This is a genomic window from Cecembia rubra, assembly GCF_003014575.1.
GTDB classification, from domain to species: Bacteria; Bacteroidota; Bacteroidia; order Cytophagales; family Cyclobacteriaceae; genus Cecembia_A; species Cecembia_A rubra.
In genome coordinates this window covers 110,820-123,612 of record NZ_PYGF01000006.1, presented here as the reverse complement: position 1 = coordinate 123,612, position 12,793 = coordinate 110,820, and the positions used below count along the sequence as shown (strand labels likewise).

Below are 12,793 nucleotides of genomic sequence, written 5' to 3'. Positions count from 1 at the left end.
GGAAAATCCCTTGACACATTAGGGGATCGGTAATGCCAATAAAAAAGTGGAAACCTATCCAGGATTCCACTTTTTAACTGAGGAAGGTTTTACAATTTAAACTTGGTCAATTCTTTTCCACTCTTTCCATCATGGGCATGAACCGTACATACCAGACAGCTGTCAAAGGACCTGGCGACCATACCCACTTCAACAGGATCATGCGGATCTTCGATTTCAGTTCCTTCAAGCGCAGCTTCAATAGGACCAGGATTTCCCTGACCATCATTTGGTCCCACATTCCATGTGGTCGGTGCCATCACCTGATAGTTTTCAATCACCCCATTTTTGATCTCCACCCAATGTGCCAAAGCACCTCGGGCTGCTTCAGTTGCTCCCCATCCTTTCCCATCTCTTTCCTCTGGCTTGATGTAGAATTCTCCATCTAGGTCAATCTGGCCCAGCCATTGATTAAGGTATTCATATAGGCGTGGCGCTTCGTGCAGCCTTGCCAAAGTTCTTGTAAATACAGAAGGTCCCAATTTGTCCATGATATCCAAAAACAAAGGATCTCTGTTTTGGTGATCCAAATTATCAGGATTGCCTGCCATAATCACCCTGGATAATGGCCCTGCTTCAGCAGCGAAACCCATGTACCTAGGTGCTTTGGACCAGCTATATTTTCCAGAAAAGTCTGTATTTTCTAAATTCTGAGAGGGTACAGGTGTCGGAATAGGTTCATCCCATGGATGTGCTGGTGGCACTTGCTTGTACCAAGCATGGTCGACATGTTCCTGAATATCCAGATGGTTTAAGCTGTGAAATTTAGATCCATCATAAAATCCTCCAGGCGAAATAACTGCCTCATTCCTCGCCTCAATAGTTGGGAAATTATATTTATCCTTATGCAAGTAGGTACCATAAGCAATGAACTTGCCTACTCCCTGACCAAATTTATCCAATCCAAATTCAAGACCTGCCCTGATAAACAGTCCCAAATCACTATTTCTTTGGCTTTCATTTTCCTCTACCCATGCCAACATATCATCCCAGGATTTTATTTGCAAATACCTTTCAATAGAGCAGCCAAGGAAGGTTGTTTCCAACCACCTGTTTCTAAAATGGTTAAGAATAGCGTGTGCTCTAGTGATGTCTTTTAAGGTCGGGGCACACATTACTCCTCCTGGCACCATGTAAGAAGAATGTGGCCATTGTCCTCCGAAAATTGCATAGACCTCTACAGGTAAAGCAGAAGCTGTTAAGCCAATTTGAAAGGAAGTGCCCACATAGGCTGAAAATCTTTTGGTCACTTCTTCATAGAGCGGCTTATTGGCAAACTTTTTATTGGCCATATCAGTAGCAAAAATGGCATAGAACCATCTTGGAATACTTTGAATGGTTTCAGCAGCTTGACCAATTGCCCTCAAAAGTAAAGCATTGGGAGTGAGCTGGGTCTTCCAAATAGTATCCAAAGCAGAAGAAGCACAATAAAGGTGTGAACCACCACATATTCCACAAATTCTTGGGGTAACAATAAGTCCGGATTGAGGGTCCTTTCCTGCCATGATTTGTTCAAAACCACGGAACATTGCTGCCTGGGTATGTGCTCTGGTCACTACCCCGTTTTCCATATACACTTTTACGTCCAAGTCTCCTTCTACACGTCCGACTGGCGATATATTCAATTCTTTGTATGTTGACATTACTATGGTTATTTTGAGCTATCAAATTGAGGCCTTGTTCCTACGACCACTTTATCCAGGGTACCCATTGCTTTTTCAAATCCGGCTCTCGCATAGTACCCTGCTTTGGTATTACCTGCCGGGACTGACTTTGGCAAAAAACCCAAATATTTCATGGTTTTGAATACAGAGCCTTTAACGAGGTCATTGTGAGGAAATCCTGGCTCTGTACATCCTAAGCAAGGATGGTTTGCCCTGGTTTTACTGGATTGACGGTTCCACAAAATCCGGTTACAACTGGCCCTGGTCATAGGACCTCTACAGCCTACCTCGTAAAATAAGCATCCGCCTCGCTTGCCAAACTGACCATCCACTTTTTGGGCAAAAGAAATAGCGTTTGGACATCCTGTTTGAACAAAATCTGTGAAAAAGGTTTTAGGCCGATGAAACTCGTCCAATAATACATCTCCAATCCTTCCTGTGGAAATGGCCACTAAAATCTGGGTAATCCAATCAGGATGGGCGGGACATCCGGGAATATTGATTACAGGCAGCCCTCCTTTGGAAACATAATCTGCCCCTAAGAACCCTCCTTTTTGTTTTTTAAGGAATTGCATACCTGTACTTTCAGAAGGATTTGGCGGAACTGCGGGAATTCCTCCCCATGTTGCACAATCACCTATGGCTACCACATAACCTGAAACTTTGGACAAATCTTTTATCCAGTCCATCATTGGCCTTTCAGCAAAATAATTCATTGTACCGGTTCCATTGGGTCCTTGTACGATTGAACCTTCAAAAACCAGAATATCCAATTGGGTTTTTCCAGCAACAATGCTTTCCAAAAGATCAGATACCTGATGACCAATTTCCAGACCTATAGAAGGATGCCAGAGAATATTGACACCAAAATCAGTGACCAATTCTACTACAGTTGGCTCCTCTGCATTTAAAAAAGACATGGTGTTACCACTACATGCCCCTCCTTGCAACCAAAGAACGTTTGCCATTTAAGTTGTCGTTATGGGTTAAATTGTGAAATGAATATCACTTGATCGCCAAACAATATTTTAAAATCAAGCAATAATATCAAATTTAAATATTCTGAATCAAATTAGAAAGGGTTTCCTAATTTTATTTGAATATTTTTTCTAATATTTAGAAATTTTTTTCTAAAAATAGGATTTATAGTGAATAGGACAGTTTTTTGAGACTACCAAATTAAACCCTAAGAGTTGGTCAGATAAATCCGAATATGGACTTGAATCTCTAATACGGACTCTTACGCCTCGACGGGCATAATCAATCGCTTCCCTGCTTTAAGCCCAGTCCCCATCCCTTAAGTCGGGATTAAATGGAAAAAAATGCACCTTTAGATAAGAACAGGATAAATATAAACTACAAACTCTTCTTCTCCCCTGTCTGTGAGATAAGGGGTCATTTGACTCCAGACTGCCTCTTTGAAAAGTTTCTCCTCGGCCGGCAGTCCCCTTAATATTCTTTGAGGTAACCAAAAAATAATGGACATCCAAATATTACTGGAAAGTAACTCATTCATTTCATCCGATTGAGGAACAAGAACACCGCGCTGAACATCAAATTCTATTCTGGATTTAACCTGTAAAAGCATACGGTTGGAATACTTGTGCCATTTCTCCAAGATATCTGGATAATTGCGTTCTATCTCAAACATATCTGTGAAAAAAAAGCGGTATTTCATGAAGAAAGCATAGTATTGCTCAAAGTTTCTATCCAGTCCTTGAAAATTCTCTATAAAAAGATAATCGGACAATATTTCGGAAAATTCACTAAAAATAAAGTCATAAACATATGAAACTATTGCTTCTTTGTTTTTAAAATGATAGGCTAAGTTACCAACACTAATATCTGCAGCATCCGCTATCTGTTGCAGCCTTACATTGGCTACCCCATGTTCGTTAAATGTGCTTATGGAAGCTTCTAAGATTCTATCTTTAGTCTTGGACATTTTACTCGCTGTTAATTATAATCTAAATTTAATAACCCCTCTTGAATCATCAATGTTCCCCTCTGATCTTTTGCCGCCTGTCGTCTAAATAACTGGGACATAATTTCTGCCTTTTTTCTGTCTGATTGGACAGTAATATTCCTCACCAAGAATTTAAGCGGTTGTTTATGATGTGCAAAAATAAGATCTATTCTGAATTCTCCTCTTCTGTAGATCAACCTATCTATGACGGCTGTGTCTCCAAGCCATTCGTTGGATCTCAAAAAACTAAACTCCGACTCATCCCCCAATCTATCCTCATAAAGTGATAATTGATTAATGGAGCGGAGCAGCCAATTATACACTTGAAAATCTAAAACCAGATATTTTTTCATCTTTCACAAATAACGACCCTGTTTTCAAACTCTTCTTCGCCAGTTTCAGTAAAGTAAGGCTTCAACAAAAACCAAACCATTTCCAGATAGCTGCACTTATCTAATTCCTCCGCACCTGTTACTGCCTGCCTACTGATCCAACTTTCACTGGCCCAAACTAAAAGTGAGGACATTTTTTGTGTAAAATCCTGAATTCCTTTGGAATCCAATGCCCCTCTTGCTTCGTTGAAAACCAACATTCCTTGCAATTGTAATTCTTGCCAGTTTAAATGTTCTCTGTATTTTTTTGATATATTTTCATACAACCTTGTCAAGTCCAAAGCGTCTTTATAAAAGAATACATACCGCTTTTGTAACTCAAAATTTGAATTTAAGAACCGATTAAAATCTTCAAAAAGTGGTAAAACCCTAAATTCTGATAGCAAGAGTTTTTGCTCCTCCAAAAAATCACTGAATAAGGCATATAGGATATCGTTTTTTGTTCGGAAATGGTAACCAATATTGCCCAAACTTAGTCCGCAAACATCTGATATATGTTGTAACCGTACATTGACGAAGCCATCTCTATTGAAAAGCTCTAAGGCTACATCTTTAATTCTTGATTTGGTGTCTTTTTTAGTCATCTTATCAGGATATTAAGTCTTCCGGCATTTTTCCCACAATGACAGTCATATACTTTGGTACACAAGAAATCACTCCAGGAATTCAACACCTGAAATCAACAACTCATTCCCTTGGATTACCTTATTGGTGGGTTTATTACAAGAGCAAACAAACTTATAATTCACCACCTCCGACTCTTTATTGCATTCATCACAATGCACTAAAATAGGCAATACTTCAATATAAAGTTTACAATCAATGTACTCTTTTCTCTCAGTAGCTACAACTGCTTCAAAAGCATTCTGCATCAGAATGGGCTCGACATTTGAAAGGAGCCCAACCTTCATGTGGATCTTTTTGATCTTTTTTCTATCCTTTTCCGGATATACAGCGTCAAGAGATCCAAATATGTTTTTGACCAATGAAATTTCATGCATATTTTAATGATTGATGTTTTTTCTCTTTGCAATTGCCTCTCTTATCCTGACAGCGCTTTGATAATCTTCCTTTTCCAATACCTTTTGCAGGAGTTTTTCCAACTCTTGCAAGGTATAAGAAGAAAAAGCAGTTCTATTGCTTTCACCAATATAAATTTCCATATCTATGCGTTGTTCTTCCAAAAGCCGTCTCGAAATCAGGATCGGGCTATCAAATCTCAAAGCCAAAGCAATGGCGTCAGAGGTCCTGCTGTCCACCCTCATCTCCTTTTGATCCGCCGTCCTGAAAATAATTTCACTCCAAAAAATACTATCCTTGACTTCCTTGATCCAAACATGTTCCACTTTGGCATGAAACAAATTCACCACATCAAAAAAAAGGTCATGGGTGAGTGGCCTCTTTGTTTTAATCTGCTCCAAGGCAACCCCTATGGACAAAGCTTCTGCCTCTCCTATAAGTAATGGGAATCTGTTTTTCTTATCCAAATCCTCCAAAATTAATGCAAATTTACTTGGCAGATTTTTACTTGGAGACATAGCTACAATAAAAACCTCAACCAATTCTGATTTATCCCCCATTCAACTGTAAGTTTTGATAAATCCACATAGTTCTTCTAGATTATCAAAAGGTGCGATGACATCCCCCAGATGGATAAGCTTATATAGGCCTGGGCCCTCCACCTCAATTACATAGCCATGTTGCGTTTCAATTTGTTTTTCGCGTTGAACCAAAACCGGCAGGTCAAATTGTTCCATCATTTCCAGTAACCTTTGAGTTGCATTCATAAATTGAATCTTTAAGAAATCAGTAAATCATATAACACAATTCGGTGATTACCTGTATCGGCTATAACCATTTGATGCCTTTCAGGAAATATACTAAAACTAAAAGGCCAATACAAAGATTTTTCAGTACCAAATATTGTGTCCCCAAATTCACTGCCCGTATAAAAATCCGGCTTACCTATCAGAGCATCTGCAGAAACTCCATGAGATTTGGGGACTTTTTCAAACCAAAGAATTCTTGAATTTCCCGTATCGTTAACAAAAAGTCCCTCCTTAAAAAAGCCGGCAAAATAACACCAATTCAATGTATGTGGACCAGGAGATAAACCAAATTGGTTTTGCCCATTGGATTCAAAGTTGGGTTGGCCAACAAGACACTTAGCCTGTTGATTCATCGAATCTTCCCAATGATCCCAGAGGAGGACCCTATAGTACTGTGTATCTGTGATGGCCAATTCTCCTTTTGGCCCAAGGGCAACTCCATAGGGCCATATGGCATTGTCTGGATCATAGCTTCTACTTTCAAAATTTTCCTGGCCAATAACCGAATCGGCTGCCTGACCTGACAACTCCGGGATTTGATTAAAAACCAATACCCTTCTATTACCAGTATCAGCCACAAATAATTTTTCATCAAATACAGCTATCCCATAAGGCCAATAAAGGGAGTCAGCAGAAGGCTCTGAATTCACTCCTTTTCTATTGGGCAGGTTTCCCCGAAAATCCTCCTGACCCAAGACAACATCTGCAGGTTGATGATTTTGCTCGGGAAATTGCTTCCAAATCAATACCCTATGGTTCCAAGCATCTGCTACAATTAAGCTTCTCCCATCTGTCCATACTGCCGAAGGATATTGAAGGGATTGAGCAGAAGCCTCTCCCCCTTCATTTCTACCGGTATTCTTTAAATCAGATTGCCCTATGACTAAATCTGGTTTTTGTTGTTCTCGCGCTGGAATCTGATGCCAAATGAAAACCCTATTCTGTCCGGTATCAGAAACCAGCAGTTTGTTGCCATGTACATACACTCCCCTCGGGGCAAGAAATGGACTCCCTGGGTCACCTAAAAAAACCCTATTTGAACCCTCAATTACCGGAACTTTCTTACCGGGACTCAGGGAAGGAGCTACAGCTCTTTTCAGGGTAATATTCAGCGCTATATTTGGTTTCTTATCATCCATATCAACAAATTCTCGGCAATTGTTCCCCTACCAGCATATTGACAACCCTTCTTCCTCCGATTTGACTATGCAAAACCACCTGACCAGGATGACCATCAATTACTTCTCCAATCACTGCTGCATGTATTCCATTCTCCCAATTTTTTAATTTTTGGACCACTTGATCTGCGATGGAGGCTTCTACAAATGCTACAAAAACCCCTTCATTGGCTACATATAGTGGATCTAAACCTAATAATTCACAAGCTCCTGCAACTGATTCATCTACAACGATGTCTTTTTGGTGAATGGCAATTCCTTTCAACAAAGACTTTGATACCTCATTCAAAATGGTAGACAATCCACCTCTGGTAGCATCCCTTAAAAAGTGAATCCCCTTGCCAAAATCCTCCAAAAGCTGCTCAATAATCGTATTGAAATGACAAGTATCGCTTTCGATATCCGATTCGAATTCCAAGCCCTCCCTGACACTCATAATGGCTATACCATGCCTTGCAATATCATTGGAAATAATCACCTTATCCCCTGTTTTGATTCGGTCAACCGAAATATCCGCTTTTGGATGCACCTTCCCCACTCCACTTGTATTGATAAAAATCTTATCTCCTTTTCCACGCTCTACCACCTTGGTATCCCCAGTTACTATTTTGACCCCGGCATGATCTGCTGCTTGCTTGATATGCAATAAGATTTCCCAAAAATCACTGACACGCAAGCCTTCTTCAATGATAAAAGATAAGGAAATAAAAGCTGCTTTTGCCCCACACATGCAAAGGTCATTCACAGTACCGTTGATCGCCAATTCACCGATATTTCCTCCAGGGAAAAATATCGGAGAAACCACATAGCTATCCGTAGTAAAAGCCATCTTTCCCGGAGTAACTTCAAAGACAGCGCCGTCATGCTGCTTATCTAGGTATTCATTGGAAAGCACATCAAATACTCCTGCATCTAAAAGTTTGTGGGTAAGCAAGCCTCCACTGCCATGCCCCATGGTAATGATCTCAAAATCAAGCTTGGGCATGGGGCAGGAGGATGATAAAATACTTTTATATTCCGACATAACTTAAGGTTAATTCTGGTTTATGTACTAGGCTTCCATTACCTGACCGCTGATTTTGGAAAAATGGTAATACGCCGCGCAAGCACCTTCGCTACTTACCATTGGCGCACCAAGTGGTCTCTCAGGATTACATCCTTTTCCAAACTGAGGGCATTCGTGTGGTTTTTTTATACCTTTCAACACCTGACCTGCAATACATTCCGGGTTTTCCTCCACTTTGGGCATTTTAATTGCAAATTTTTTATTGGCATCAAATGCAGCATACTTTTCTTTAACCTGATATCCACTTAAGGGTATATTTCCTACTCCTCTCCATTCCCTATCGGTAATTTCAAAAATTTCTTCAATCACTTTTCTTGCCTCCGGGTTGCCATCAGGTCTGACTACCCTGGCGTATTGGTTTTCCAGTTTAGACTCGCCCTTCTCCAACTGCTTCACAACCATCAAAATCCCATGCAAAATATCTACAGGCTCAAATCCTGTAACAACAATAGGCACCTGGTATTTATTGACAAGTGGCCGATATTCCCCGATTCCCATGATTGTACATACATGTCCTGCTGCAAGAAAGCCCTGGATTTTGACCAAATCATCATTCATTACTGCATCTATGGCTGGTGGAACAAGTACATGAGAAGCCAGAATGGAGTAATTTTTCAAACCCTCTCTGTGGGCATGAAGCACAGAAAGGGCATTGGCAGGGGCGGTGGTCTCAAAACCTACCGCAAAGAATACCACCTGTTTATCAGGATTATCCTTTGCCAACTTCACTGCCTCTAAAGGGGAATACAATATCCTTACATCTGCACCTTTGGACTTTGCTTCCAATAAACTGTCTGTGGATCCCGGTACCCTTAGCATATCCCCAAAAGAGCATAAAATCACCCTCTCGTTAAATGCCAGATAAACCGCTTTATCTATTAGATGCATCGGTGTCACACAGACAGGACAACCTGGTCCATGGACCATAGTAATTTCTTTGGGAAGCAATTGGAGCAATCCGTTTTTCACAATGCTGTGGGTCTGACCTCCACATACTTCCATAATGATCCATGGTTTTGTAGTGCTTTGATGTATTTCATCCAAATATTTTTTCACCAATTCAGGATCTCTGTATTCCGATAGGTACTTCATTTTAAACAGGTTTTGTGGTCAAGTGAGTTTGTTGTTTTTAGAGCGAGACATTTGAAAATCTAGCCTTTCTTATAATATAACCTTAGGCACCATCCGCTGATTGGCTTTTACTGGAATCGATTGGAGGCAGGTCATTCCTATCGGTTTGGGTATGTTCGATCAATTCATCAATCTCACCAATCATCTCCAAGTATTCGAATGATTTTCTGGCTTCCTCCTCATCCACAATACTGATGGCTACACCTACATGGACAAGCACATAATCCCCCACTTTTGCCTGGGGAACCATCTCAAGACTTGCCTGTTTTACAATACCGCCAAATTGGATCTTAGCCATTCTGACCAGACCATCATACATGGTCTCAATACTTTTTATTTTACCGGGAATCGCCAAGCACATAAGATTTTATTTTAAGTTTTTGTGATCTGTTTTTTATATGAAACCAGGCCATTTGGCCTAGGGATATATTCTCGTCATTAGGAGGTAACTGCTCATGGAATAACAGTTGGTATTCTTCTCCCAGGTATTGATGGAGCAAATCAACCAAAAGGGCATTTTGGAAAACCCCTCCTGAAAATCCTACTTTTCTACAACCTGTATTTTGGATGACTTGAGAAATGATGTGAACCAAGGTCAGATGAAATTTGGCAGCAATAAGGCCTGAATCCAAGCCGTTTGACTTGTCCTTTATTATTTGAGAAATTAAATCAGCACCCGAAATCTTATCTTTTACAATGGAATCCATAAAATAAGATTGGATGGCCGCTTGACCATTCGCGTCAAAGTAGTTCCTGGCCAATTGTTCCAATAGCATGGCGGCCTCCCCTTCATACGTATTGAAATCACAAAGCCCCAAGATGGAAGATACCGCATCAAACAACCTTCCCATGCTATTGGTCTGGGCATGGCCCCCTTTATCTAGCATCCTTGTAAAGAGGGACCATTCCTGTGAAGAAAATTTTCCTTTAATCAGATCGAGAGTTCCACCTGAAATGTAACATATAGCCAAAGCTGAAAGTCGTGGTTCAATGGACATTTTGTCCCCCAAGAGATAATCATAATAATCAAAAGAGCAAGCCCGCTCAAAAGCTCCTGAATGGAACACAAAAAACTCAGAACCCCATAAAGCTGAATCATTTCCAAATCCCAGCCCATCCCAAATCACTCCCAAGATAGGTTCATCAGCATCAAGAGCAGCATGTTCCCAAAGCAAGGCGGCAAAGTGCGCTTCATGGTGGGGAACTTCTGTTACATTTACATAAGGGAAATTGTCAGCAAACCTTCTGCTATGGTATAAAGGATGCTTATCCATCAATATTTGCTGAGGTTGGATGCCGGTAAGATCCAAAAACTTGGTCAATGTGTCCAAATATCTCTCCTGCGTATCAAAACTTTCCAGATTTCCTAAGTATTGACTCACATAAACATTATGCCCCTCCCAAAGTGCAAAAGTACCTTTTAGATCAGCTCCTAATGCCAAAACAGGAAGTTCAGCTTTTATCCTGACCTTATTCCAAAAAGTCGGAGCCAAGCCCCTGCTTCTTCTCAAAACTATTTTTTGCCCGGAATTTTCCGCTATCCGAAAAACGCTATCATCTTGAGGGAAATAAATTTCCCTATTATGATAAATGATTGCATCGGCAAATCCCATTAGTTTTTCAATAGCTTCCTGGTCTTTATACTGTAAAGGACTTTGGTGAAGATTGCCACTGGTGGCAATAATCGGTCTGCCAACTTTCCTGGAAATAAGGAACATCAATGGGTCTGCAGGCAAACACACACCTAAAAGAGAAAGACCAGGAGCAACCCAAGCTTGAGTGCCATGAAGATCAGTATATTTCTTAGGTTTGCAAAGCACAATGGGCCGGGCAGCTGACCTTAACAACTCTTTTTCTTCATGTGAAACTGTGAAAAAATCTGAAAGCATAATTTCATCATGAACCATCAAAGCTAAAGGTTTTCTGGGTCTCCGCTTTCTTTTTCTAAGCATTTGAATTGCATCAGGATTTGTTGCATCTGTTAGCAATAAAAACCCGCCTGTCCCCTTAACTGCAAGAATTCCACCCGATTGGATAATTGTTACTGCATGATCCATCAGATCAACAGGCATAGGAAAAGTATGATCCGTTTCGGGAAAAATCCTCAAATCTATTGGACAATCAGGACATGAATTGGTTTGGGAGTGAAAACGCCTGTTTTGTAAGTCCAAATATTCCTCCTCACAGGAAGTACACATCTCAAAATGCCCCATGGAAGAGCGAAGCCTGTCATAAGGGATACCATTTAAAATAGAATACCTGGGACCGCACTGCGTACAGGAAATAAAAGGATACAAATAGCGGGGATTTTCTGAATTCAATACCTCTGATTGACAGGATGGGCAAATTCCAAAATCAGGACTGATATTTGCGCTCTTGTTCTCGCCTAGCAGCGAGGGTGAAATATAAAAATCATTTGGAAAACTGTCTATCTTAGGAAGTTCTTCGATCCACAACTTGGAAATGACAGCCAGGGATGAAAGCTTGGATCTTAATTTTTTCAAAAACTCATCTAATTCTCTTTTTGAACAAAAGAGATCAATGGTTACTCCGGCGTTTGTATTGAAAACCTTACCGCACAAACCCATTGCATAGGCAACACGTAAAACAGTTGGTCTAAACCCCACTCCCTGAACCTGTCCTTCAATATGAATGCTCCAAAATGGCACTATACAGCAATCGAGTCAGCTGATTTTTTTTCCTTGATTTTAGCCTTAAGCCAATCGCACCAAGCATCAATACCTGTACCGTCCACAGATGAAACTTCAATCACCTCAATGCTTGGGTTAATAGCCCTGGCGTCATTTGTTACTGCTTCCACACTAAATGGAAGATAAGGTAAAAGGTCAGATTTGGAAACCAACATCAATTCACTGGTCAAAAACATTTTAGGATATTTTTGGGGTTTATCGTCACCTTCTGTAGTGGCAATGAGGGTGACCCGATAATCTTCTCCCAGATCAAAAGATGCTGGACAAACCAAATTGCCTACATTTTCGACGAAGAGTACATCTAAACCTGAAATGTCAAAACTCTTTAATGCTTGCCAAACCATTTGAGCCTCCAAATGGCAAATTCCACCTGTCACAATTTGCAAAGCTTTCCCTCCTACTTGTTTGATGCGGTCTGCATCTCTTTCCGTTTCAAGGTCACCAACAAGAATACCCATGCTTATCTCATCCTTTAATCGTTTGACTGTTTCTTGCATAAGTGTGGTTTTACCGCTTCCAGCAGATGAGGTGATGTTGATCATCAGCACTTTTTTTTCCGCCATCTGATTGCGGATACTCTCTGCCACAAAATCATTGGCCTGAAGCAAATGGATGGTGGTATTGTCACAGGTAATGGTACCCCTGACATTTTTACTGGACTTAGGTACTTTGGTATTGGACATAATGTAATCGTGTTTTTTTCCAATATACCATTAAAAAAACCTTAAGCAGTGATTTAGTAATTTTTTTCTAAAAATCATTTAGGCCTACCAACAGATGCCTTAACTTAAAAAAATGAAACCCGTCAGAATTGACG

General features: G+C 40.5%; 14 protein-coding genes. All 14 read right to left on the bottom strand.

Annotated elements, in window-relative coordinates; all coding sequences use genetic code 11:
* Positions 1-89 precede the first annotated feature (89 nt).
* The 14 genes from CLV48_RS12030 to hypB all read right to left on the bottom strand — a co-directional run bounded on the left by CLV48_RS12030 (position 90) and on the right by hypB (position 12,659).
* Positions 90-1,682: a nickel-dependent hydrogenase large subunit gene (locus CLV48_RS12030; RefSeq protein WP_106567532.1), complete on the bottom strand. Its 1,593-nt coding sequence runs from the start codon at positions 1,680-1,682 to the stop codon at positions 90-92.
* Positions 1,683-1,690: 8 nt separating this feature from the next.
* Positions 1,691-2,671 carry an NADH-quinone oxidoreductase subunit B family protein gene (locus tag CLV48_RS12025; RefSeq protein ID WP_106567531.1) on the bottom strand — a complete coding sequence of 327 codons (981 nt, stop codon included), beginning with the start codon at positions 2,669-2,671 and terminating at the stop codon, positions 1,691-1,693.
* Positions 2,672-3,033: 362 nt separating this feature from the next.
* Entirely contained in the window at positions 3,034-3,648 is a 615-nt protein-coding gene (locus CLV48_RS12020; RefSeq protein WP_106567530.1) for a TetR/AcrR family transcriptional regulator, read from the bottom strand.
* A gap of 11 nt (positions 3,649-3,659) precedes the next feature.
* Entirely contained in the window at positions 3,660-4,022 is a 363-nt protein-coding gene (locus CLV48_RS12015) for a hypothetical protein (protein ID WP_106567529.1), read from the bottom strand.
* Entirely contained in the window at positions 4,019-4,645 is a 627-nt protein-coding gene (locus CLV48_RS12010) for a TetR/AcrR family transcriptional regulator (RefSeq protein WP_106567528.1), read from the bottom strand. The genes CLV48_RS12015 and CLV48_RS12010 overlap by 4 nt, the downstream gene beginning before the upstream one ends.
* Before the next feature lie 69 nt (positions 4,646-4,714).
* A complete protein-coding gene (locus CLV48_RS12005; RefSeq protein WP_106567527.1) occupies positions 4,715-5,062 on the bottom strand; it encodes a hydrogenase maturation nickel metallochaperone HypA/HybF in 348 nt (115 codons plus the stop codon).
* Positions 5,063-5,065: 3 nt separating this feature from the next.
* Positions 5,066-5,641 carry a bifunctional nuclease family protein gene (locus tag CLV48_RS12000; protein WP_106567526.1) on the bottom strand — a complete coding sequence of 192 codons (576 nt, stop codon included), beginning with the start codon at positions 5,639-5,641 and terminating at the stop codon, positions 5,066-5,068.
* Positions 5,642-5,848 carry a hypothetical protein gene (locus CLV48_RS11995; protein WP_106567525.1) on the bottom strand — a complete coding sequence of 69 codons (207 nt, stop codon included), beginning with the start codon at positions 5,846-5,848 and terminating at the stop codon, positions 5,642-5,644.
* An 11-nt stretch (positions 5,849-5,859) separates the two neighbouring features.
* Entirely contained in the window at positions 5,860-7,029 is a 1,170-nt protein-coding gene (locus tag CLV48_RS11990) for an NHL repeat-containing protein (RefSeq protein WP_106567524.1), read from the bottom strand.
* A gap of 1 nt (position 7,030) precedes the next feature.
* Positions 7,031-8,092 carry a hydrogenase expression/formation protein HypE gene (gene hypE / locus CLV48_RS11985; RefSeq protein WP_106567523.1) on the bottom strand — a complete coding sequence of 354 codons (1,062 nt, stop codon included), beginning with the start codon at positions 8,090-8,092 and terminating at the stop codon, positions 7,031-7,033.
* Positions 8,093-8,119: 27 nt separating this feature from the next.
* Positions 8,120-9,226, bottom strand: coding sequence for a hydrogenase formation protein HypD (hypD, locus tag CLV48_RS11980; RefSeq protein WP_106567522.1), 1,107 nt, complete (start codon positions 9,224-9,226; stop codon positions 8,120-8,122).
* An 82-nt stretch (positions 9,227-9,308) separates the two neighbouring features.
* Positions 9,309-9,626 carry a HypC/HybG/HupF family hydrogenase formation chaperone gene (locus tag CLV48_RS11975; protein ID WP_106567521.1) on the bottom strand — a complete coding sequence of 106 codons (318 nt, stop codon included), beginning with the start codon at positions 9,624-9,626 and terminating at the stop codon, positions 9,309-9,311.
* Complete coding sequence (hypF, locus tag CLV48_RS11970) at positions 9,604-11,934, bottom strand: carbamoyltransferase HypF (RefSeq protein ID WP_165389870.1); 2,331 nt, start codon at positions 11,932-11,934, stop codon at positions 9,604-9,606. Before hypF ends, CLV48_RS11975 begins: the two co-directional genes overlap by 23 nt.
* Positions 11,934-12,659, bottom strand: coding sequence for a hydrogenase nickel incorporation protein HypB (hypB, locus tag CLV48_RS11965; protein ID WP_106567519.1), 726 nt, complete (start codon positions 12,657-12,659; stop codon positions 11,934-11,936). Before hypB ends, hypF begins: the two co-directional genes overlap by 1 nt.
* Positions 12,660-12,793: the final 134 nt, after the last annotated feature.